Below are 21,411 nucleotides of genomic sequence, written 5' to 3'. Positions count from 1 at the left end.
GCGCGCGGCCCCACCGCCTCCACCGACCTCTCGGTCAGTGACCCGTCCTGCTGTTCCAGGCCGCCTGGTTGGCCAAGTCGTAGATCACCAGGTTGCCATCGGTCTGGAACACCAGGGTGTTTCCGCGGCCAGTCGTGCCCGCGTCCCAGACGGCGGTGCCGAAGCCGTCGTAGACCACGAAGTTGCCGTCGCCCTGGAACACGGCGGTCTTGCCGCGGTGGTAGGTGCCCGCGTTCCACAGGGCTCTGCCGTACTCGTTGTAGACCACCAGGTTGCCGTCGGACTGGAAGACCAGCGTGCCGTGGCTGTTCGAGTAGGCCTTGTTCACCTCCAGGTAGCTGCCGCGCTGGAAGTAGTAGGTGTCGTCGGCGAACTTGGGCGCGTTGTGCGCGGCCGCGGTCGCCGCACTGGGCAGGTGTGCGGCCTGCGCCGGTGCGATCAGGAGCGTGCCGAGTGCCGCGCCTGCGGCACCTGCTACGGCCAGGCGCGTGAGGAAGTTCATCTGGAGTACCACCCCGGTCCTCGTTCTTGCCCGATTACCGGCGGTTGCCGGTTTGATCATCGTGCAAGCCGGCTGAGCGGCACCGCCATCGTCTGACCGGGTGTGCGGGTGTGAGCAGGGCTCAACGTCGGTAGTCCTGGGTACCGAATCCTCTTGCGCCGGGAGGGCGAGCGCGGTTGCGCTGGTCCGTGCGGGCTCAGTGCTCCCGGCGCAGCGCCTGGGACTGGGCGGATCATCCCGAGCTGTCGGTGTTCGTCGCTGTTGTCCGCCTTCGTCTGGAGTTGTCAGCCGCGCCGCGCGAGGTCGCAGTGATTGAGAACACGGACAGTTCAGTCCAATGGATCTACCGTGTCCGTCGCGGAGAATTCGTCCCGGGAACGATTGTGCTGGTGAGCGGTCCTCGGTTCCTCCTCCTCGACCGGCAGCAGGGCGTCGACCATGCGCTGGTAGTCGCGCAGCACCTGCCGCAGTTGCTCGGTCTGCGGTTCGCTCCCGGTGGTGAGCCGGTCGCTGAGCCTGCGCTTGCGTTCGTTCCACGCCCTGAGCAGGTCCTCCACCAGCTGGTCGGCCTCACGCACCGCCAGCGTCGGGTCGTCGACGAAAGTTGCCTTGACCTCGTGCCACCGCTGCGCGATGTGGTCGACCTCCACCGCGGTCACCTCCGTTCCTGATTGGGCTGGCCGATCAGGTCCTCGACGAGCACCCGGTAGTGCACCATCGCCTCGCGAAGCTCCTCCGTAGACGGCGTGCGCCCGTCGCCGCGGCTGGCGATGCCGTGCGCTGTCCGATAGTGGCCAAGGACCTGTCCATGCCGCACGGACAGGTCGACTGCCTGCTGCTCGAAGCCCTCGGTGGGGTAGCCGCGTTCGGCCATCACCATGATGATCAGTTGGTCGGCACGGCGCACCGCGCCGGACGGGTCGTCCACGAACTGCTCCTGCGCCCAGGACCAGTCCCGCAGGTACGCCTGCCTGTGGTCCTCCGACAGTGGACGAACCTCCAGCCGCTTGTGCCTGCTTTCGCGCTCGCCCAGCTCCCGCTCGGCCTCGCGCCGGTCGCCCTTCTCCCGCACCACCCGGTCGTACTCGGGGCCGAACCGCTGCCTGAGCCGTCTGCCGCGCAGGTAGGCCCTCGCCAGCAGCGCGACCAGCACCAGCACGATGACGACCAGCACAACCACGATCACGATGCTCGTGGTCGACATGGCCTCCTCCTCTCTGCCTGGCCTGACGGCGGCGGAGTGCCCGGTCGGGCCAGGGCGAAACACGTTCGTGTGCACTTGGCGCAGTTGGCGCAGGTACCGCTGCTCCAAGACGCGTAGGTACCGCTGTGACCAGGCGTAGTCGCCACCACAGGTGGGTTTTGCGCCGCTCAACAGGGGAAAGCCTTCAGCGCAGAGGAGGTGTCGCTGGTGAAGGTCATCATGGTGTCCGAGCGCGGGACCGAACAGGACGAGCAGGTCGCGGACCTGACCGCCGCGCTGGACAGGCGGGGGCACCGGGTGTGCTCGCATCGCTGGACCCCCGGCGAGGACCTGAGCGGGTTCACCACCGAGCTGGCGCGACTCCTGCGGCACCAGCGTCCCGAGGTGGTGCACGCCCACCACTGGACGACCGGGCTGGCCGCCGTGCTCGCCGCCGAGGGCACGCGGGTTCCCGTGGTGCAGACCTTCCACGGCTTGGGGGTGCTGGACCGGTCCGGTCCGCGCGATCGCGCCACGCTGGAGCGGCTGGTGGGCAGGCACGCCACCCGGGTGCTGGCCACCAGCACCGCGCAGGCGCAGCGGCTGGTCGACATGGGCGTGCCGCGCAGGCACACCAGTGTCGTCCCCTACGGGGTGGACGTGCAGCGGTTCGCCCTGGAAGGCCCGAGGGCACCGGTGGGGCAGGCGCACCGGCTGCTGGCCGCGGGAAGGCTGGTGCCGCACAAGGGTTTCGACCTGGTGATCAGCGCGCTGCGCGGCCTGGCCGACACCGAGCTGGTGATCGTCGGTGGACCCAGTTCGGGCAACGCCGAGGTGTCCCGGCTGCGGCGCTGCGCGCGTCACTACGGCGTGGCCGACCGGGTCTGCCTGCTCGACTGGGTGCCGCACGAACGGGTGCCCGAGCTCGTGCGTTCGGCCGACCTCGTGCTGTGCACCCCGTGGCGGGAGTCCTTCGGCCTGCTGGCGCTGGAGGCGATGGGCTGCGGAGTGCCGGTGGTCGCCACCCCGGTCGGCGGGCTGGTGGACACGGTGGTGCACGGGGTCACCGGTGTGCACGTGCCGCCGCGCAAACCCGCCGAGCTGCTGCACGTGCTGCGCGGGCTGCTCGCCGACCCGGCGCTGCGCGAGGCGTACGGCACCGCCGGGCGCGACCGGGCGGTGGTCCGTTACTCCTGGGACCGGGTGGCCGCCGACACCGCGCGGGTCTACGCCCGCTGCCGCGCGGCACCGGCCCCCACGCAGGAGTTGGCACACACCTGACCGTCCTGGTTTGCGCACGGGGTGGTTCGGGAATCCCCTTGTCCGGTAAGCGGTTTCGAGGTGGAGGTGTGCTGTGCTCGGTTTGGTCGTGTTGCTGCTGGTCGTCTGGCTGGTGTGCGCGGTCGTGGGCGCGTTGGTGAAGGGCATGGTCTGGCTGCTGGTGGTCGGTGCCGTGCTGTTCGTCGTGACCGCGGTCGTCGGCTGGGTCAAGCGCGATGTGCTTGGCAAGCGCTGATGTGGTGAGAGGCGATTCCCGATGACCGGGGACGTGGTCGTGACGGACGTGGACGGCACGCTGGTGGACACCAACTACCACCACGCGCTGTCCTGGGTGCGGGCGTTCCGCGCGTGCGGCGTGACAGTGCCCGCGTGGCGGGTGCACCGCGCCATCGGTATGGGCGGTGACCTGCTGGTGGCCGCCGTGGCGGGGGAGCAGGTCGAGGCCGAGCACGGGGAACGGGTCCGCGCGCTGTGGGGCGAGCTGTTCGCCCCGATGCTGGCGGAGATCGCCCCGCTGGAGGGCGCCGCCGACCTGCTCGTGGAGGTCAAGCGCCGCGGCTACCGGCTCGTGCTGGCCAGTTCCGGCAAGCCCGAGCACGTGGAGCACTACGTGGACCTGTTGGGGGCCAGGGAGATCGCCGACGCCTGGACCTCCTCCGCCGATGTGGCGCGGACCAAACCGGCTCCCGATCTGGTCGAGGTCGCCGCCCGCAGGGTCGACGGCGATCGTGCCGTGGCCGTGGGCGACTCGGTGTGGGACTGCCGGGCGGCCCAGCGGCTGGGCATTCCCAGTATCGGCGTGCACACGGGCGGGTTCAGCGCCGACGAGTTGTCCGGGGCCGGGGCCGTGCGCGTCTACGACGACCTCGCCGCGCTGCGCGCCGACCTGGACCGCCTGCCGCTGGCCACTTTGTACTGACGGCGCTACGGCGTCACGGTAGTTGTGGTTGTGAGGTCAGGTGTGACCTCAGGCGTGGTGGCGGGGTCGGTGCTGGTGCTGCTCGACGGCTTGGGGCTCGAAGTCGTTTCCGGCACAACGGAAGAAGTTGTCGTGCTGGGGGTGCTCCTGGTCGTGGACGTGCTCGTCGATGCGGTGTCACGACTGGATCGGCGAGTCGTCGCAGTCGTGGTGGTCGTCGTGCTCGCCGGGGGCTGCACGACCGGGGGCTGGTTGACCACCGCGGGCTTGGGCGCTTCGACCTCGGAGGGGGCCACGCTGGTCGCCGCGGGGTGGTCGCCCTGCTGCTGCGGCACCGGGCCCGGCGCCGGGGGTTGGTGTGACAGCACAACCAGGCCCGCCACCAAAGCCACCGCCATCGAGGCCACACCCATCAGCGCGGCAGGTGCGCGCCGGGATCTGGCCCTGGACAGCTGAACCGTGGCCGTGCTCATCCCCGCGACGGCCCGTAACTCGGTCTCGACCTGGTCCTCGTCGGGGCGCCGCGCGGGGTCCTTGCCCAGCATCGCCAGCACCAGCGGGGTCAGCGGGGTCGAGTGCCGAGGCGGGGTGGGCTCGTCCACCAGCACCGCGGTCATCGTGCTCAGCGGGTCGCTGCGGTCGAACGGGGCGCGGCCCTCCAGCGCGAAGTACAGCGTGGCGCCCAGCGACCACAGGTCGGAGGCCGGTTCGGTGGAGTGCGCCCGAACCCGCTCCGGCGCGATGTAGGAGGGGGCGCCCACGATCGTCCCCGAGGCCGCCAGCGAGTTGTCCCCCTCGAACGTGGCGATGCCGAAGTCGGTCAGGCAGGCCGAACCGGTGCCGTCGATCAGCACGTTGCCCGGCTTGACGTCACGGTGCAGCACACCCTGTTCGTGTACCGCGCGCAGGCCGTGGAGCACGTCCAGCCCGATCGCGGCCGCCCGCTCGGCGTCCAGCGGGCCGTCGGCGGCCACCACCTGTGCCAGGCTGCGCGCCTGCACCAGCTGCATGACGATCCACAGCCGGTGGTCCTCCTCGACCACGTCGAAGACCGTCACCACGTTCGGATGGCTGATCCTGGCCGCCGCCCTGGCTTCGCGTAGCGCTCGCTCCGCGTGCGGAACGGTCAGCTCCTTGACCGCGACCTCGCGGGCCAGCAACTCGTCCCAGGCGTGCCAGACCCGGCCCATGCCGCCGCTGCCCAGCACCCGGGTAAGCCGGTAGCGACCGGACAGCCATAGCTCGTCCTCGCCCATGGCCCCGGGTACCCGGCGACATCGCGACTAACCGATCGTGGCTGCCGAGTGCCGATGTGCGCCCGGCTCACCTTCGCAGGATCTGCTCGTACAGCTCGACATGCGACCGCGCGACCCGCTGCCAGCTGTGCCGGGCCGCCACCTCGCGCCCGCCCGCCGAAAGCCGCGCGCGCAACCGGTCGTCCGCGAGAACCCCGTTGATCGTGCACGCGATGGCCGCCGCGTCGCCTCGCACCGGGATCACCGACACGGTGCTGCCGTCCACCAGTTCCGGATCGGGCGGGTCCGCGGCGGTGACCAGGGTGGGCAGCCCGTGGGCGAGCACCGACAGCAGGGCCCCGCTCCTCGTGGTGACCCCGTGAGCCAGCGGCAGCACGGCAAGGTCCGCCCCGTGCAGCAGCCGGGACACCTCGGCCGCGGGCAGGTACCCGGTGAACTGCACCCGGTCGGCGACACCCAGGTCCTCGGCCAACCGGGTCAGCCCGCGCAGGTGTTCCCTGGCCGCCCGCTCGGGCATGGCCAGCGAGGTGAAGCCGCCGACCACCCGCAGGCGCAGGTCCCGGCGCGCCAGCGGCAGGGCCTCCAGCAGGCGGCGGGTGCCCTTGCCCGGGTGGACGAAGCCGAAGAACACGGCGGTCGGCGGTCCTGGCCGCGCGGCACCCGGCACGTCCCCGGCCTCGGACACGGTGGGGGCCAACGGGATCACCCGGCACGTCGTGCGCGACCGCGAGCGCAGCAACTCGGCGTGCGCTTGGTTCGTCACCACCACCACGTCGCTGGCGGGCACCAGGCGCCCCGTCTCGCGGTCCCACAAGTTCAGGCGCTCCAACGCATCCCACAGGCGGGGCGGCACCCACGCGGGCCACTGCTGGCCGCCGTACTCGTGCAAGGTCGTCACGATCCGCGGCCGCTGGTGCAGGTGCAGCGGTAACAGGCCTACCCGCCCGCTGAAGCCGTATGCCGCGGGCGCCCACTGCACGTGCACCACGTCGGCCCGCATCGCGCGGACCGCCCGCGTGGTGGCGCGAGCGGTGTCGTGCTCGAACTGGACCACGTCCACCGCCTGCTCGCGCAGCGCCCAGGCCAGCTGGCGGCAGTAGTCGGCCACCCCGTCGCGACGCGCGTCGGTGCACCCCTGGACCATCGCCACCCTGATCACTCCTGACGGGTGCCCTGCCGGGGCGCCGCGAAACTCCGCATGTTTCGGCCTGGCTCCGAGCGGTACCCGTGGGTACGTGGTGAGCATCAGGTACGGCGTGTCCAGCGAGGGGTTCGGTGCACGCGAACTGGTGCGGCAGGCCCCGGCTGCCCGAACGGGCGGCCGCGGGCGGGAAGGGGCAGCGATGAGCGATCCGCGGATGGAGCAGCCGTACCTGGAGACCCCGGCCGAGGAACTGGACGAGGACCGGTTGGGCGTGGACCCGCTGGAGCGTGGGGTGGAACCGCCCGAGCGCTGGGCGGAGGCCGACAGGTACGGCATGACCGCCCGCGAGCAGGCCGAGGGCGAGACCCTGGACCAGCGGCTGGCCGAGGAGGAACCCGAGGAGCTGCCCGGTCAGGCCGTGCGGGACGGGCGTTGGGCCGAGGTGGCGGAGGACTCGGTGGCCGAGGACCCGCGCAGCGACCGTTGAGGTGGTTTGACCTGCTCCGGAGGCGGTAACCCAGCAACATGGCCACGACCATCGCCGCTGTCACGATCGACTGTGCACACCCCGAGACACTGGCCGAGTTCTGGTCCGCTGTGCTGGCGCTGCGGGTCACCGACTCCGGCATCAACTCCGATGGCACCCGTTACGTGGAGATCGGTCCTTCCGGCACCGAGCGCGGCCATCGCGACACGCTGCTGTTCGAGCAGATCGCGGACGGGGCGCCGAAGACCGCCAAGAACCGGCTGCACATCGACCTGGACCCGGGAGGGGCCGACCCCGCGGCGGAGGTGCGCCGGGTGATCGCACTGGGGGCGCGACGGGTGGCGGTGGGTCAGAGCGGGGAGGAGCCGTGGACGGTCCTGGCCGACCCGGAGGGCAACGAGTTCTGCGTGCTGCACCGCGATCCCGACCCGGCGCGAGAAGTGGAGAACCCCTCATGCTGAGCCAGTACGAACGCAGGCAGTTGGAGGCCATCGAGCAGGCGCTCACGGAGGAGGACCCCAAACTGGCCTCGGCCCTGCGCCGCGGCGTGCTGCACAGGTACCGCTGGCTGATCCTCGTGTCCGGGGTGTGCGGGGTGTGCATGCTGGTGCTGGGCATCATCACCGGCAGCGCCACCTTGGGTTTCGCGGGCTTCGGGATCGCCGTGGCGGGCTTCGGCCTGTACTGCTGGCGTGCGGTCTGCGAGTGGATCAAGGCGTCCTGATCCTCGATCACCGCCTTCCCGGTGACGTGACCGCGGTGGAGGGCGCGGCACTCGGGCTGGGCACCGGCACCTGACCTGAGGGCAGGTCGGCCGTCATCACGGCGACAACCCCGGCGAGGGCGAGGGCGGAGAGGGCCGCGGACACCGCAAGGGGCCCCTCGAGGTGCAGTCGCCACCAGGGCGTTCGGAACGGGAGGCCGCAGGCGGGCTGGTCGTGACCGCCGGGTCGCCACCTCCTTCCTCGGCCACGAAGGTGCACACCGCGGCGAGCAGGGGGACGACGGTGGAGGCCGCCACGGCCAGCACGAGCCGCCGGTTCGACAGGTCCGGGGTGCCCGCCAGCTGGTGCCACCGGTGGTGTCGGCCGGGCATGCAGACCACCTCGCATCGGTGCTCCTTGTACTCGTGTGGCCACCTGTTCTCACAGCAGTGCAATCGACGCTAGCACCGAGTCAACTGTTGTGGAAGCGCTGTCTCACAGCAGTACAATCCCTCGGTGAGCTTCGCTGAGGTCCTCGACGAGCTGTGCGGGGACTGGACCAACGTCGCCCTCGCCGCCGAGGTCAACCGCAGGGGCGGGGAGATCGGCCACGGCTACATCGCCCAGCTGCGCAGGGGGCGCAAGGACAACCCGACCCGCAGGACCATCGAGGACCTGGCCGGGGCGCTGGGCGTGCACCCGGCGTGTTTTGTGGGCGGCCGCCGCGAGCTGCGGCCCGGCGAACGGCCCGGCTGGCGCCCGGCGGCGCTGCGGAGCCTGTTCGAGGGTTCTCCGGAGGACGTGGCCGAGGCGATCGGGTCGATCTCCGGCAGCTACATTCGGGAGCTGCTCACCGGGGTCAGCGACAACCCCCGGCTCCGGCACATCCTCGGGCTGGCCGAGTACTTCGGCGTGCCGCCCGCCTACTTCTTCGACGAGGAACTGGAAGTCGACCAGGGCGAGCTGGCGGCGCTGCGGGAACTGGGGGTCATCGAGTTCGCCACCCGGCTCGCCGAACGGGCCCCGCACCTGACCCCGAAGACCCGCTCGGCGGCGATCCGCGCGGTGACCGAGGCGCTGCGGACGAAGGAGGGCGAGCGGTGGGACTTCGGCGCTCCCGAGTGATCGCGGACCTACTCGCCGACCTGGACGTGCGGCCGGGCACCTCGCACCGCGCCATCGCCCTGCGGGTGTGCCAGGTCATGCGCGACCGGCTGGGCGCCCCACTGGAGGTGCGGTTCGTGCCGATGGCCGACACCCGGCTCAGCGGGGTGACCACCGCCCTGGCCGACGGCAGCTACCTGGTGGTCTGCGCCGACTCACCGCGCTGGTACCACCGGCTGCACGTCCTGGTGCACGAACTGGCGCACGTCGTGCTGGGACATGACTGGATTTCCTTCAGCCGCAGCGGTTTCACCGACCCGCAGGAGCGCGAGGCCGAGGAGTTCGCGGACGCGGTGCTCGCGGAGCTGCTGGGGCCGGAGCACTCCCGTGAGCCGGGGTGGTGAACGTGTTCTACCTGGCGTCCTGCCTGCTCGGCATGCTGACCCTGCTGTTCCGGTTCCCCGCGTTCGGGGCCCGCCGCCGACAGCCCTGGGCGTGGACGGTCTACGCCTCGATCAATGCCGTGACCCTGCTGGTGATGCTGAACGGGCGGATGCCGCTCGCGCCTGCCGCCGCCCAGGTCCTGATCTGGTCGGTGGTCGTGTCCGCGGTGGTCGCGCTGGCCACGCCGTACTACTGGCGGCCCAGGCCGTCCTGGGACCGGGCGCTGCGGGTGCTCGGCTGCTTCGACATCGCCAACGTGCTGGCCGCCGCCCTCATGACCAGGCTGGCCGCGGTCAACCCGGCCGGGGCGTACTGGGTGCTGCTCTACCTGCTGCCCACCCTGCTCGGCACGGCCGTGTTCGTGCACCGCTGCTGGCGGGTGTCGCGGTCGTGGCTGGCCTGCCTGGTCGGGGCGTTCGCCCTGGCCGCGCTGGGCTACCGGCTGGCCGAGGCGTTCGTGCCCACCACACCGCTGATCGCTCTGCTGGGACGCGTCCCGTGGTCCTGGTTCGACCAGTGGTGGGCGTACCTGCGGCTGCGCCCGCTGCACCGGGCGTTGCGGCAGGTCAACCCCGAGGCCGTGCTGGTGTCGCGCCGCAAGTGGTTCGACCCGCACCACCGGGTCCGGCGCGCGGTGCTGGAACTGGACGAGTGGCGCTGGGCCCTCACCTCCCGGTTCGACCCCGCGGTGCGGGACGCGGCCGACAGCCTCGGGCGGCAGGCTGGCCTGGGCGGGCAGGAACTGGCCGTGGTGGTGGAGGCCGCGCAGTTGAAGGCCGCCCTGTCCAGTACCGCCACCCGGGAGCGGGAACCTGACGGCGCCGCCGCCGACGGCACGGGCCTGGCCGAGGAGTGCGCCTGGTGGCTCGCCGTGGCCCGCGCCTACCGCCGCTCACCGGTCGTCGTTGCGGCGCAGCCGTGACCGCTCACTCGGCCTCGGCAGCGTCCCTGAAGGCGGCGTGGGGGTGTTCGCGCGAACCCAGGTCCACCACGTCGTGGCCGAAGGGCATGCCCACCGTCCAGTCGGCGAGGATGCGCAGCTTGCGGTTCAGCGTGGGGATCTGCGTGACGTAGTAGGTGCGGCGCGCCAGCCACGCGGGCAGGCCGTGCAGCTTGACGCCCATCACCTCGGCCACGGCCTTGTGCCGTCCCAGGGTGACGAACTCGCCCTGGCCGCGGTAGTGGAACGGCTCGGGACGTCGCCCGTTCAGCGTGGCGATGAGGTTGTCCGCCAGGTGTTTCGCCTCCCGCACGGCATACTGCGCCGTCGGCGGGCAGAGTCCGCCGCGGTCCAGGTCGGGCACCGCCGCGTTGTCCCCGGCGGCCCACAGGCCCGGCATGCCGCTCACGGCGAGAGTCTCGGCCACCTTGATGCGGCCCTTGTCGTCGGTGGGCACGCCCAGCTTCGAGACCGCGCGGCTGGGCTTGGTGCCGGTGATCCAGACCAGCGTGTCCGCGGCGAAGTCCGGGCCCTCCGACAGGTGCAGCACGCCGTTCTCGGCCGATTTCAGTTGCGTGCCAAGGCGGACCTCGATGCCACGTCGGCGCAGCTCGTCGGTGGCCCGGTCGGCCAGGTCCTTCGGCACCGAGGCCAGGATGCGGTCCGTCGCCTCCACGAGCACCCAGCGCATCTCGGTGCGGTGCAGGTCCCGGTAGCCGTCGACCACGTGGCAGGCCATGTCCTGCAACTCCGCCAGCGCCTCGACCCCGGTGTAGCCGCCGCCGACGAACACGAAGGTCAGCGCCCGCCTGCGCAGCTCGCGGTCGGTCGTGGCGGCGGCGATCTCCAGTTGGCGCAGCACGTGGTCGCGCAGGTACATCGCCTCGGCCACGGAGTTGAAGCCGATGCCGCGCTCGGTCAGCCCGGGCACGGGCAGCAGCTTCGCCATGCTGCCGAAGCCCAGCACGGCGTGGTCGTAGGCCAGGTGCAGTTGCTCGCCAGCCCTGGACAGCACGGTGGCCGAGCGCGCCTGGTGGTCCAGCGAGGTGACCCGGCCGGTGACCACGCGGGTGCGGCGCAGGGCCGCGCGCAGTGGCACCACCGCGTGACGCGGCTCCAGCGTGCCGGAGGCCACCTCGGGCAGCAGCGGGCGGTAGACCATGTAGTTCTCCGGGTCCACCAGGGTGATCTCGGCCTGCCCGCGGCCCAGCCGCCGCTCCAGGCGCAACGCGGTGTACAGGCCGACGTAGCCGCCGCCCGCAACCAGGATCCGTGGGGGAGTGGTCATGTCCTGCGGCTACCCCCGAGGTGTCCCGGCAAACACTGTGTCCACAGTGGACATTCAGGTCCGGTCATCCGATCAGGTGTAGAGCATGCCGCCGCGGGTAACCGTGATCTACGATGGGAGTCCGCGCCAGCTCGTGCGCGCACTCCCTACTTTTGTTGCCAGGAAAGGCGTATGACCCTCGCACACCACAACGCGTCCAGCGGATCCCCCCTCTTCGACAGCACGGTCGTGGTCACCGCTCCGGCCGAGGTCGACATGCTCACCGTGCACGAACTGGGCCAGCGACTGGCCGAGGCGATGCTCCTCGCGGGGCGCGGCGGGACCGTGGTGCTGGACCTGAGTCCGGTGTGCTTCCTGGGCACCTGCGGCCTGGAGCTGCTGTCCACCCTGCGCGACTGGCCGTGCCGGGTGCTGCTGGTGGCCTCGACCAGGGCGGTGCTGCGCCCGCTGCGGCTGACCTGCCTGGACCGGTCCCTGCCCGTGCTGGCGGACCTCGGCGCGGCGCTCGCGGCGGCGGCCAGGCCCGCGCCGCCCCCGAGCCGCGGCTGGCGCCCACTGCGTGCGGCCAGCAGCAGGCCCAGGGCCTGGCGCGCCGGGTCGACCCGTCCTCGGGGCCGGTGAGTCCGGCTCGGATCCGTTTGGTGTGGGTCGTTGGGGGTAGCCGCCCGTGCGGTTGCCCCCACCACACCTGGAGGTCCGATGACCGCCACGAACGTGCCCGAGCCGACCGGGGACCAGCGCGACCGGTTCCTGACCACCGCGCAGGGCGTGCGCCTGCCCGACACCGACCACTCGCTCAAGGCGGGGGAGCGGGGCCCGTCCCTGCTGGAGGACTTCCACCTTCGCGAGAAGATCACCCACTTCGACCACGAGCGCATACCGGAGCGCGTGGTGCACGCCCGTGGTGCCGCGGCCCACGGGGTGTTCACCGCCTACGGCAGCGCCGCGTCCGTCACGCGGGCGCACTTCCTCGCCGAGAAGGGCCGGGAGACCCCCGTGTTCGTGCGCTTCTCCACGGTGCTCGGCTCACGTGGTTCGGCCGACACCGTGCGCGACACCCGCGGCTTCGCGGTGAAGTTCTACACCGAACAGGGCAACTTCGACCTGGTCGGCAACAACATCCCGGTGTTCTTCATCCAGGACGGCATCAAGTTCCCCGACGTCATCCACGCGGGCAAGCCGCAGCCGGACCTGGAGATCCCGCAGGCCCAGTCCGCGCACGACACGTTCTGGGACTTCGTCTCCCTGCACACCGAGGCCACCCACCACGTCATGTGGGCCATGAGCGACCGGGGCATCCCGCGCTCGTACCGCACGATGGAGGGCTTCGGGGTGCACGCCTTCCGGCTGGTCGACGCCGAGGGCGGGACCGCGCTGGTGAAGTTCCACTGGAAGCCGGTCGCGGGCGTGCACTCGCTGGTCTGGGAGGAGGCGCAGATCGCCGCCGGGGTGGACCCCGACTTCCACCGCCGTGACCTGGCTGAGGCCATCGAGGCGGGAGCGTTCCCGGAGTGGGAACTGGGCATCCAGGTGATGCTCGACGACGGCACCGACAGCTGTGAGGGCATCGACCTGCTCGATCCGACCAAGATCGTGCCCGAGGAACTCGTCCCCGTGCAGCCGATCGGCAGGCTGCGGCTGGACCGCAACCCCACCAGCTACTTCGCCGAGACCGAGCAGGTCGCCTTCCACACCGGCAACCTGGTGCCCGGTATCGAGGTGACCAACGACCCGCTCATGCAGGCCAGGCTCTTCTCCTACCTGGACACGCAGTTGACCCGGCTGGGCGGCCCGAACTTCCCGCAGCTGCCGATCAACCGTCCGCACTGCCCGGTCAACGACATGCTGCGCGACGGCATGCACCAGACCGTCGTGCACACCGGGATCGCCCCGTACCGGCCCAACAGCCTCGACGGGGGCGCACCGGTGTTGGCCGGTGCCCAGGACGGCGGCTACGTGCAGACCCCACGCCGGATCGAGGGCAACGCCGTGCGGGCCAACCCCGCCTCGTTCGAGGACCACTTCTCCCAGCCCGCGATGTTCTACCGCAGCCTCACGCCGATCGAGCGGGCCCACCTGGTCGAGGCGTTCACCTTCGAGCTGGGCAAGTGCTGCGTGCAGGCCGTCAAGGAGCGTGAACTGGCGGTGCTGGCCCAGGTGGACGCCGAGCTCTGCGCCCAGGTGGCCGACGGGCTCGGCCTGCCCGCGCCGACGGGCCAGCCCGTGCGGGCCGTGCCGATCTCCCCGGCGCTGTCCCAGGTGGTGACCGAACCGGGACCTGTCGCGGGCCGCAGGATCGGTGTGGTCGCCGACGCCGCCGCCGACCTGTCGGGGATCACCAAGCTGCGCAAGGCGGTGCAGAAGCTGGGCGCCGAGGTGCTGGTCATCGCCCCCGCAGGAGGCATGCTCAAGCACGGCCGCAGCGAGCAGGTCGTCGAGCGGACCCTGCTGACCGCCCGCTCGATCGAGTTCGACGCCGTCCTGGTCGCCGGCGGCACCGTGCCCACCCGGGACATCAAGCTCGTCCTGCTGTTGCAGGAGGCATTCCGGCACCTCAAGCCGATCGGCACCTGGGGAGACGGCGAGATCCTGCTCGAGGCCGGGATCGACCTGGACGCCCCTGGGGTGCTGGTCGCCGGGGCGGTGGACAGGGCGTTCACCGACGCACTGGTCACCGCGCTCGGCCTGCACCGGGTGTGGGACCGAGCCGAGCTCGTGACCAGTTCCGCGGTGCCGCCCGCCAGGTGATCGCCGAGCCGGACGGTGGGGCAGTGATCGCGCGCGGTCACGGGAACGGGCGTTTCGGACCGCCCCGACCTGTGCTTGGCTGGCCGGATGCTTATCAAGTCGGTGACAGCCCTGATCCTGCTCGCCGTCGGAACCACCACCGCCCAGGCGGCCCCGGTGAGCTGTCCGCGCACGATCCCGTTCACCACCGCGTCGGTGACCCAGCACGAGGGCGGCTCGTTCGCCCTCAACTGGACCGCGCCGGGGGTGCGCCGCGTGTCGGTGTACACCGGCGCCACCCAGGACGGTATCGACTACAGCCACCCCGTGGCCCGTGGCGAGGGCAGCGCCGCGATCACCGTCAGTGGACTCGGCGCGGCCGACCGCCGCTGGTTCAGGCTCGTGCCCGACCGCGGCGAGGGCCTGACCGTTGCCGACCGGGACCTGCACCTGGCCAGCGTGCCGAACCTGCGGGACGCGGGCGGCTACCGGACTGCGGACGGGCACTGGGTGCGGATGGGCGCGGTCTACCGCTCCAGCAACCTCGGCGGGGCGACCGAGTCCGACCTGGCCACGCTGACCCGGCTGGGCGTGCGGGTGATCGAGGACCTGCGCACCGACGCCGAGTTGGTCAAGACGCCCGACCGCGTGCCGCGGGGCGCGACCGTGACCCAGCAGAACGTGCTCGGCGCGGGTATCCCCGGCCCGCTGCCGAAGACCCCTGAGCAGTCCGTGCGCTACATGATCGACGCCGAGGCGTACCTGGTCAGCGCCCCGAGCGCGCTGGTGGCCTACCGCGGCACGCTTGGCGCGATGACCGGCACCGGGGTGCTCCAGCACTGCTCGGCGGGCAAGGACCGCACCGGCTGGGCCAGCGCCGTGCTGCTCACCGCACTCGGCGTGCCCCGCGCGACCGTGTACCAGGACTACCTGGACAGCAACACCTACCTCGCTGCGCGCAACGCCGCCATCCTGGCCCAGGCCCCCGCCGACCAGCGCGAGGTGATCCGCCCGCAGCTGGACTCCCGCGCCGAGTACCTGGACAACGGGTTCGCCGAGGCCGACAAGCGGTACGGGTCCTTCACCGGCTACCTGGACCAGGGCCTGCACCTGGACACCGCCGCCCTGCGAGCCGCCCTGCTGATCTGAGCAGGATTGTGTTTTCCCTGGTCAAACCCACGTTAGCCCCCAGTAAGAGGCCACCAGGGAGCAGTGTGAGGGTCTGTCAAACGTTCGGTGTAACTCAGGGTTGAAGGAACCTACCTACGCCCAGCGGCAAGCCGGCCGTCGAACGCGATCTCGAACGCGTTGAGGGCCGGCTTCCACCGCATCATCCACCGTTTGCGCCCGGTCCCGGTCGGGTCCAGGCTCATCACCGCCATGTAGACACACTTGAGCGCGGCCTGCTCGTTGGGGAAGTGCCCCCGGGCCTTGACGGCACGGCGGATGCGGGCGTTGACGCTCTCGATCGCATTGGTCGAGCAGATCACCCGCCGGCCCTCCGGGTTAAACGCCAAAAACGGCACGAACTCCGCCCAGGCGTTGTCCCACAACCGCATGATCGCCGGATACCGGGCGCCCCACTCCTGGGTGAACTCGGCGAACCGCTCCCGGGCGGCGGCCTCGGTCGGCGCGGTGTAGACCGGCTTGAGCGCCTTGGCTATCGCGTCCCAGTGCTGCCGGCCCGCGTAGCGGAAGCTGGTGCGCAGCAAGTGCACGATGCAGGTCTGGGTGATCGTCGCCGGCCAGACCGCGGTGATCGCGTCCGGCTGGCCGAAGCGACCGAGCTGACACGCCGGCTGAAGTTGCCGCACCTGCGGCACGCTCTGACCGATCTGGTCCCCACCGCCAAGGCCCAACGCTGGGACCCCGCCGAAGTAGTGCGGGTGCTGCCAGCCGAAGAAACCGCCGGTCGGGACGCAGCCAACCTGCGCGCCCGCCGCAAACGCGCCGCGTTTCCCAGATGAGCCTGCAAACACATACATTGGCACGTAGTAGCGCCGCTCGACCACTTGCGATGCGCCGCCGTCATCCGTCATGGGTTCCAGCTGCTACACGGTCTTTCCGTTTGCGGTTTCGCGAGAGGTGATCCGGTTCGTGCGACCGACCGCGCGGGCCACCGTGTTGCGTACCACGAGGCCTGGTCGGGTGCTGGGCACCATGAGTCTGGAGAGCAGGCCGACGCGTCGCTGCCGCGGTCGCACTTCGCGGCGGAGCCGCGACTCGTAGGTGGCGAAGGCGCGGGCGTGATCGCCGTGGTGGGAGGCGAGTTCTTCCGCGAGGGCATACGCTCCTGCCATCGCCATGCTGGACCCGTCGCCGAGCAGGGCTGTGGCCGCCGCCGCGTCCCCGAGCAGTACGACCCGTCCGCGGGACCACGAGGGCATCCGGACGGTCGTCAGGGGGTCGAAGAACGGGGCTGGGTGGTCGAGGTACGCCGCCACGAGTTCCGGCGCCCGCCACCGCACGTCGGCGTACGTGTCGGCCACGGTTTGCTTGTGGAGAGCGATGTTTTTGCGGTCGTGGGGCGCCGGCCGTGCGGCCCGGAAGGTGAAGATCGCGAGCGGCGTGGTGCGCGAGGGGTGGACGACCAGCATCCGGTTCGGCACGGTCAGCATCGTCAGCTCGCTCGGGTCGTCGATGGCGTCGGGTTCCAGCGGGACGGTCGCGCCGTATAGACCCAGGTCGCTCACGAACTGCCGCTCGGGCCCGAACACCAGACGCCGTATGGTGGAGTGCATCCCATCGGTACCGACCACCAAGTCGAAACGCCGTGGCGCGGACCGTCGAAAGGTGACGTCGGCCCCGCCTTCGTCCTGATCGAGTGCGGTGACCGTGTCGTCGAACACGAACTCAGCATCGCCCCGCGCCGACCGGTGGAGTACCTCGGACAGGTCGGCCCGGGTCACCTCGACCGTCGGCGACCCTCCCGAGGAGGAGGGAAGTCGCAGGACTCGTTTGCCGGCCGGGTCGAGCAGGGTCAGCGACCGATTGCGGGTGGCGAGCTCGCGCAGCTGCGGAAGGATGCCCATACGCTCGGCGACCGGTATCGCGGGCCCCTTCACGACGATCGCGCTGCCACCGGAGCGCAGCTGCCGGGCATGCTCGACGACGGTCGGCCGGTATCCATTCCGGGCGAGCCAGTACGCGAGCGCGGGCCCGGCGATTCCGGCACCGACTATCAGCACCTCGGGCTTCTTCATGACAAGACCTCTCGGAGCGTCGACGACCACATTCCCGGCCGTCTAGGTACGATTGATTTCGTACTCGAGTGGAACACGCCACTGAGGTACGATGCAAGACGTACCTGAAGGAGGTGTCCGTGGCCGGAACGAACCTGGTCGGTCCAGAGGTCGATGCGCTCGAGCTGGGCGTGGTGCTTCGCGCTCTCGCTGACGGGCACCGTCGTTCGGTGATGACGGAGTTGGCCGCCGACCGCACCGACAGCGAGCGAGGCTGTAACTCGTTCGATCTCCCGATCTCGAAGCAGACCCAGACCCACCACTTCCGGGTCCTGCGCGAAGCAGGCCTCATCGACGAGATCGACTACGGCAACCGCAAGGGCATCCGTCTACGACGCACGGACGTCGAGAGCAGGTTTCCCGGACTGCTCGCACTCCTGGAAGCCGAACACCAGGACGGTACTGCTCCTCGCTGAACAGAGCCCCTCGTCTCGCGGCCGGTGCTGGCTGAGCTGAGCTCGGTCGTTCCACCACGAGCGTTGTTGCCAGTGGGCTGTGAAGGCGTGGCCAAGCCCTGCGGGGCGATACAGCTGGAACGTCTACGACGCCGCGGGATTCTCGGTCCTCAATGGACGCCACGCCGGGGCTGTGCCGAGCGTTACCCATGGCCGGGACAGAACAGTGGCCTCCCACATGAGATCAGCCTTCCCGGCGCGCACCGGTGCCGGCACGTCCGGGCTGTTCACCAAGCCCCGCAACTCAGCCCGCTGATCCATTGCCAACTCCACCCCGCCAGCCAACACCAGTCCCCATCAAACCTGCGTAAACCAAAGAGAATTACGAGACACTGAGGTGATCTCAGCAAGATCGTCTTGATGTAAGCGGTTCTGCCTGTGTCTGCGGCAGCTCGGCACCGCGCAGACGGTCAGCGATGCCCGCATCCGTAAGATGCTGAGTCCGTAGCCGGCCCTACTCAGCGTCCTGTGCCTCGATCAGGTCGAGGTCGCGGACGCAGAAGCCATGGTGCTCGAAGGTCTCGTTGAGCACCGTGCCGAGGCACTGCCGCACCAAGCGGCCCCGGGCGTACGGCGGCCAGACATCGTCGTCGGGCACCGGCGCTCGCGCTGCGAGCTGCATAGCGGTGACCTCGTCGAGCCAGGCCTCGAGCTCGGCGGTCTGTGCGTCACGCACGCTCACGATCTCGTCGAGGGCCGGATCGAGCGAGAGGTCAAGCCCGTGCGCTCCACGGTAGGGCTCGACGGTCGTCCCGATGCCCATCGGCGTGAACAGCTCCGTCGAGCCCAGGCAGCAGCGGCGGAACCACGAGTCGTGGACGAAGACCAAGTGGCGCATCGTCTGCACCGCCGACCACTCGTCGTTCACGCTGCGGCGCTCGATGCCGGGCGTACGACGGATTCGCTCGATCGTGGCGGCCCAGCCAGCATGGAGCTGACGCGATGCCTCGCGCAGATCGGCAGGGTCCTCGGAGCGGATCAGCACCCGCACCGGATGACGCCGGTCGAGCTCTGCCTCGACGTACTCGGTGACCTCGACACCGTTCACCACGAGGTTGGTGATGAGCCCGTCGATCACGGCATCCTGCATGACGACGCCGATCAGGCGTGCCCCGGTCAGATCGCACTCGCGGAACTCCGCACCGTGCAGATCCTCGTCGACATACCGCGTCATGCTCCGCATACTAGGCCGAGCACCGACAAGCCAGCCTCCCCGGCTTGATTTGGCCTCTTCCGGGCCGGGCGGATTCAGGCGATGATCGCAACGTTCGGGGGTACGAGTGTTGCGATGAGGTTATCGAACTCGCGTGCTGGTGTCGCCCAGCCGAGGGTCTTGCGAGGGCGCGCGTTGAGTTCGGCGGCGACGGCGGCCAGGTCGGCCGCAGTGTGGACGGACAAGTCGGTGCCCTTCGGGAAGTACTGGCGCAGCAGGCCGTTCGTGTTCTCGTTCGAGCCGCGTTGCCAGGGTTTGGCTGGCTCGCAGAAGTAGACCGGCACGCCGGTGGCCGCGGTGAATTCGTTGTGGCGGCTCATCTCGCAGCCTTGATCCCAGGTCAGGGACTTGGTCAGCGAGTTCGGCAGCGCAGAGAATCGGCGGACGAGGGCACCGAGTACACCAACCGCTGCGCCAACGCCCAGGCCAATGAGGCGCGTCTGGCCGGGGTCGCCGCACGGGGCTACCACTTCGCCGGCCGGGTGACATCACCGGCCAAGTCACGCACTTCGCCGCCGAACTGGAGTTCCGGGGCCTGCTCGGCGCGGGCAGCCTACTGCCGATGCTGGGCATCGAAGACCCGGACCTCGGTGACGGCGGCCCGGACGGGTTCGTGGACGCGTTCCTGGAAGTGTTCCGCGCTCGTACCGGGGTCGGGCTGCTCGTCTACGCCTCCCTGGACTGGTTCCGCACCCGCGCCTGCACCCCGTCCGCTGGGCCAACCCCTCAACGTGGCTGTGGGTGGCGAACTGGAACGGGGCCCCGGCAACGCCGAATACTCCGATCCCGCGGTGGCGATCCACCAGCACACCGACCGCGGCTCGGTCCCCGGCTTCGGTGGTCTGATCGACCGCGACGCCACCGTGCTCGGCGTCGCCGCCCTCGGTGCGCTGTTCGCACTCGCCCAGGTGTAGGAAGCAGCCGTGGTACTCGTCGACGAGCGCGCCGGGCAGAGTGTCTTCGAGCACGGGTAGGTCACGACGTGTTGGCGTTACGAGGACAGGGCGGCGACGACCTGCTCGGAGGTCACGGGCACGGAGAACATCGGGTAGTCGTAGGTGAGAGCGTTCTCGTGCTCGGCCTGCGAGGTGGCGGCCACGCAGTCGGTCAGGGTGATCACCCGGTAGCCGTTCTCGTAGCCGGTGCGCATGGTGGACTCCACGCAGCAGTTGGTGAGGAAGCCGCCGAGCACGATGGTGGTGATGCCCTTGCTGCGCAGGATGAAGTCGAGGTTGGTGCTGGCGAAGGTGTCCAGCCCGCGCTTGCCCTCCACGAGGATGTCCCCGTCCTGCGGGGCGAGTTCGTCCACGATGGCTGCGCCCCAGCTGCCCTTGACGAAGGCGTTGCCCTCGACGACCCCCTTGAGGATGCCGTACGGGTGCGCGGAGATCTCGTTGTAGCCCTCGGTGAAGGTGATCGGCGCGTGCATCACGGTGGCCCCGGACGCACGGGCGGCCCGCACGACCGCGGCGGTGTTGGCCAGCATCCCGGTGCTGTCCATCACCTCGGACACCGCACCGTGCAGCACGCCGCCCTCGCTGGTGAAGTCGTTCTGGTACTCGATCAGCACGACCGCGGTGGTGGCCGGGTCCAGGGTCAGCGCGTCAGTCATGGACTCATCCAAGTCCGGGGCGGGGGAGCCGACAAGCACCGGCCCGGGTGACGCCGGGCCGGTGCCGCACGCCTCAGCGGAGCTGGGCGTTGATCACGTCGAGGTAGTTGATCACACGGGTGTAGACGCCCGGGGTCTTGGCCCTGGCACAGCCGTCACCCCAGGACACGATGCCGACCAGCTTGCCGCCCGTGGTCAGCGGGCCGCCGGAGTCGCCCTGGCAGGAGTCCTTGCCCCCGGCGTCAAGCCCGGCGCAGACCATCTTGTCGGCGACGTAGCGGCTGTTGTAGGCCGCCGAGCAGACCTGGTCGGTGGTGACCGGCACGGTGACCTTGCGCAGGGTGTCCGAGTCGGGGCCGCCCTCCTTGACATCGCCCCAGCCCAGGGTGGTGACCTGGGTGCCGGGGGCGTACAGCGCGGTGTCGCCCGCGCTGGGCAGCGGCAGGGTCTTGTACGGCAGTGCCTTGTCCAGGGTCAGCACGGACACGTCGTCCCCGGCATCGGCGCCGCGGTAGTCCGGGTGCTGCCACAGCTTGGTCACCGAGGCCGTGGTGCCCTCGCTGGTGCGCAGGTCGGTGCGCCCGGCGATCACGCCGAAGTCCGAGGCGCCGTAGCCCTCGGTGCAGTGCGCGGCGGTGACCACCTTGGTCGGGGCGACCAGGGTGCCGCCGCACCACTTGCCGCCCTGGAGGGTGAGCGACACGGTCCAGGGGTGGTCGGCGGTGCTGGCGGCGGTGCCGCCGACGATGGTGGGTGAGGCGGGGGCCGCCGAGACGGTGGTGGTCGCGGTCAGCACGCAGGTGGAAGCCAGTAGCCCGATGGCGGCCAGACGGGTGACGCGGTGCAGGGGGTTCACCAGACTGTTCCTTTCACAGGGGGAACGGTGTGCACCGAAGATCACACGGCGTGC

Annotated in this window: 25 protein-coding genes and 2 pseudogenes; 14 read left to right on the top strand and 13 right to left on the bottom strand. The window is 70.5% G+C overall.

Features of this window, described 5'->3' with window-relative positions; translation table 11 throughout:
• Nucleotides 1-34: 34 nt before the first annotated feature.
• The 3 genes from KALB_RS22530 to KALB_RS22520 all read right to left on the bottom strand — a co-directional run bounded on the left by KALB_RS22530 (nt 35) and on the right by KALB_RS22520 (nt 1,706).
• Nucleotides 35-502: a hypothetical protein gene (locus KALB_RS22530; RefSeq protein ID WP_025357978.1), complete on the bottom strand. Its 468-nt coding sequence runs from the start codon at nt 500-502 to the stop codon at nt 35-37.
• A 329-nt stretch (nt 503-831) separates the two neighbouring features.
• Complete coding sequence (locus KALB_RS44105; RefSeq protein ID WP_025357977.1) at nt 832-1,161, bottom strand: hypothetical protein; 330 nt, start codon at nt 1,159-1,161, stop codon at nt 832-834.
• Entirely contained in the window at nt 1,158-1,706 is a 549-nt protein-coding gene (locus KALB_RS22520) for a hypothetical protein (protein WP_025357976.1), read from the bottom strand. The genes KALB_RS44105 and KALB_RS22520 overlap by 4 nt, the downstream gene beginning before the upstream one ends.
• Before the next feature lie 207 nt (nt 1,707-1,913).
• On the opposite strand from KALB_RS22520, the gene KALB_RS22515 reads away from it, so the two are divergent.
• From KALB_RS22515 to KALB_RS22505, 3 genes are all read left to right on the top strand, one after another.
• Nucleotides 1,914-2,966, top strand: a complete 1,053-nt coding sequence (locus KALB_RS22515) for a glycosyltransferase (RefSeq protein WP_148309578.1) — start codon at nt 1,914-1,916, stop codon at nt 2,964-2,966.
• A gap of 73 nt (nt 2,967-3,039) precedes the next feature.
• Entirely contained in the window at nt 3,040-3,201 is a 162-nt protein-coding gene (locus tag KALB_RS48265; RefSeq protein ID WP_035971228.1) for a hypothetical protein, read from the top strand.
• A 21-nt stretch (nt 3,202-3,222) separates the two neighbouring features.
• The gene (locus KALB_RS22505) at nt 3,223-3,885 is read left to right on the top strand and encodes an HAD family hydrolase (RefSeq protein WP_025357974.1); all 663 of its coding nucleotides are present in this window, start codon (nt 3,223-3,225) and stop codon (nt 3,883-3,885) included.
• 5 nt (nt 3,886-3,890) lie between these two features.
• On the opposite strand, the gene KALB_RS46700 is transcribed toward KALB_RS22505, so the two are convergent.
• Both KALB_RS46700 and KALB_RS22495 read right to left on the bottom strand, forming a co-directional pair.
• On the bottom strand, nt 3,891-5,141 hold the full coding sequence (locus KALB_RS46700) for a serine/threonine-protein kinase (RefSeq protein ID WP_025357973.1): 1,251 nt from the start codon (nt 5,139-5,141) through the stop codon (nt 3,891-3,893).
• Between the two features lie 67 nt (nt 5,142-5,208).
• Nucleotides 5,209-6,285, bottom strand: coding sequence for a glycosyltransferase family 4 protein (locus KALB_RS22495; RefSeq protein WP_236650376.1), 1,077 nt, complete (start codon nt 6,283-6,285; stop codon nt 5,209-5,211).
• 199 nt (nt 6,286-6,484) lie between these two features.
• Here KALB_RS22495 and KALB_RS44860 point away from each other — a divergent pair, with 199 nt between their 5' ends.
• From KALB_RS44860 to KALB_RS22480, 3 genes are read left to right on the top strand one after another with little or no spacing between them, the layout of a single operon-like run.
• Nucleotides 6,485-6,772, top strand: a complete 288-nt coding sequence (locus tag KALB_RS44860; protein WP_025357971.1) for a hypothetical protein — start codon at nt 6,485-6,487, stop codon at nt 6,770-6,772.
• A gap of 38 nt (nt 6,773-6,810) precedes the next feature.
• Nucleotides 6,811-7,233 carry a VOC family protein gene (locus KALB_RS22485; RefSeq protein WP_025357970.1) on the top strand — a complete coding sequence of 141 codons (423 nt, stop codon included), beginning with the start codon at nt 6,811-6,813 and terminating at the stop codon, nt 7,231-7,233.
• Nucleotides 7,227-7,496 (top strand): DUF3040 domain-containing protein, encoded by a 270-nt coding sequence (locus tag KALB_RS22480; protein ID WP_030109344.1) that lies wholly within the window; start codon nt 7,227-7,229, stop codon nt 7,494-7,496. The genes KALB_RS22485 and KALB_RS22480 overlap by 7 nt, the downstream gene beginning before the upstream one ends.
• A gap of 96 nt (nt 7,497-7,592) precedes the next feature.
• On the opposite strand, the gene KALB_RS22475 is transcribed toward KALB_RS22480, so the two are convergent.
• The gene (locus tag KALB_RS22475; RefSeq protein ID WP_148309576.1) at nt 7,593-7,868 is read right to left on the bottom strand and encodes a hypothetical protein; all 276 of its coding nucleotides are present in this window, start codon (nt 7,866-7,868) and stop codon (nt 7,593-7,595) included.
• A gap of 124 nt (nt 7,869-7,992) precedes the next feature.
• On the opposite strand from KALB_RS22475, the gene KALB_RS22470 reads away from it, so the two are divergent.
• The 3 genes from KALB_RS22470 to KALB_RS22460 are packed head-to-tail and all read left to right on the top strand — an operon-like array spanning nt 7,993 to nt 9,946.
• On the top strand, nt 7,993-8,601 hold the full coding sequence (locus KALB_RS22470) for a helix-turn-helix domain-containing protein (protein WP_025357967.1): 609 nt from the start codon (nt 7,993-7,995) through the stop codon (nt 8,599-8,601).
• Nucleotides 8,577-8,984 (top strand): ImmA/IrrE family metallo-endopeptidase, encoded by a 408-nt coding sequence (locus tag KALB_RS22465; RefSeq protein ID WP_148309575.1) that lies wholly within the window; start codon nt 8,577-8,579, stop codon nt 8,982-8,984. The genes KALB_RS22470 and KALB_RS22465 overlap by 25 nt, the downstream gene beginning before the upstream one ends.
• Nucleotides 8,985-8,986: 2 nt before the next feature.
• On the top strand, nt 8,987-9,946 hold the full coding sequence (locus KALB_RS22460; RefSeq protein WP_148309574.1) for a DUF6545 domain-containing protein: 960 nt from the start codon (nt 8,987-8,989) through the stop codon (nt 9,944-9,946).
• Nucleotides 9,947-9,950: 4 nt separating this feature from the next.
• Here the strand turns inward: KALB_RS22460 and KALB_RS22455 are convergent, their stop codons facing one another.
• Nucleotides 9,951-11,252, bottom strand: coding sequence for an NAD(P)/FAD-dependent oxidoreductase (locus tag KALB_RS22455; protein ID WP_025357964.1), 1,302 nt, complete (start codon nt 11,250-11,252; stop codon nt 9,951-9,953).
• 171 nt (nt 11,253-11,423) lie between these two features.
• Here KALB_RS22455 and KALB_RS22450 point away from each other — a divergent pair, with 171 nt between their 5' ends.
• From KALB_RS22450 to KALB_RS22440, 3 genes are all read left to right on the top strand, one after another.
• On the top strand, nt 11,424-11,873 hold the full coding sequence (locus tag KALB_RS22450) for an STAS domain-containing protein (RefSeq protein WP_025357963.1): 450 nt from the start codon (nt 11,424-11,426) through the stop codon (nt 11,871-11,873).
• A gap of 78 nt (nt 11,874-11,951) precedes the next feature.
• Nucleotides 11,952-14,000 carry a catalase gene (locus KALB_RS22445; protein ID WP_042220671.1) on the top strand — a complete coding sequence of 683 codons (2,049 nt, stop codon included), beginning with the start codon at nt 11,952-11,954 and terminating at the stop codon, nt 13,998-14,000.
• A 102-nt stretch (nt 14,001-14,102) separates the two neighbouring features.
• Entirely contained in the window at nt 14,103-15,128 is a 1,026-nt protein-coding gene (locus KALB_RS22440) for a tyrosine-protein phosphatase (protein ID WP_025357961.1), read from the top strand.
• A gap of 110 nt (nt 15,129-15,238) precedes the next feature.
• Here the strand turns inward: KALB_RS22440 and KALB_RS22435 are convergent.
• A pseudogene (locus KALB_RS22435) lies at nt 15,239-15,763 on the bottom strand (transposase); the annotation flags it as partial.
• A 267-nt stretch (nt 15,764-16,030) separates the two neighbouring features.
• Nucleotides 16,031-17,182, bottom strand: a complete 1,152-nt coding sequence (locus KALB_RS22430; protein WP_025357960.1) for an FAD-dependent monooxygenase — start codon at nt 17,180-17,182, stop codon at nt 16,031-16,033.
• Between the two features lie 119 nt (nt 17,183-17,301).
• On the opposite strand from KALB_RS22430, the gene KALB_RS22425 reads away from it, so the two are divergent.
• A complete protein-coding gene (locus KALB_RS22425; protein WP_025357959.1) occupies nt 17,302-17,637 on the top strand; it encodes an ArsR/SmtB family transcription factor in 336 nt (111 codons plus the stop codon).
• A gap of 493 nt (nt 17,638-18,130) precedes the next feature.
• Here the strand turns inward: KALB_RS22425 and KALB_RS22420 are convergent, their stop codons facing one another.
• Both KALB_RS22420 and KALB_RS22415 read right to left on the bottom strand, forming a co-directional pair.
• Nucleotides 18,131-18,850, bottom strand: a complete 720-nt coding sequence (locus KALB_RS22420; protein WP_025357958.1) for a DinB family protein — start codon at nt 18,848-18,850, stop codon at nt 18,131-18,133.
• 74 nt (nt 18,851-18,924) lie between these two features.
• Nucleotides 18,925-19,299: pseudogene (locus tag KALB_RS22415) on the bottom strand (IS30 family transposase); the annotation flags it as partial.
• A 321-nt stretch (nt 19,300-19,620) separates the two neighbouring features.
• Between KALB_RS22415 and KALB_RS46690 the strand changes: the two are divergent.
• Nucleotides 19,621-19,803, top strand: coding sequence for a hypothetical protein (locus KALB_RS46690; protein WP_148309573.1), 183 nt, complete (start codon nt 19,621-19,623; stop codon nt 19,801-19,803).
• A 77-nt stretch (nt 19,804-19,880) separates the two neighbouring features.
• Here KALB_RS46690 and KALB_RS22410 read toward each other — a convergent pair whose 3' ends face one another.
• Together KALB_RS22410 and KALB_RS22405 are read right to left on the bottom strand one after the other, a co-directional pair.
• Nucleotides 19,881-20,501, bottom strand: a complete 621-nt coding sequence (locus tag KALB_RS22410) for a cysteine hydrolase family protein (RefSeq protein ID WP_025357956.1) — start codon at nt 20,499-20,501, stop codon at nt 19,881-19,883.
• 73 nt (nt 20,502-20,574) lie between these two features.
• Nucleotides 20,575-21,357, bottom strand: a complete 783-nt coding sequence (locus tag KALB_RS22405; RefSeq protein ID WP_025357955.1) for a S1 family peptidase — start codon at nt 21,355-21,357, stop codon at nt 20,575-20,577.
• Between the last annotated feature and the right edge of the window lie 54 nt (nt 21,358-21,411).

This window comes from Kutzneria viridogrisea DSM 43870 (assembly GCF_000525635.1).
GTDB classification, from domain to species: domain Bacteria; phylum Actinomycetota; class Actinomycetes; order Mycobacteriales; family Pseudonocardiaceae; genus Kutzneria; species Kutzneria viridogrisea.
This window is presented reverse-complemented; position numbering and strand designations above follow the sequence as displayed.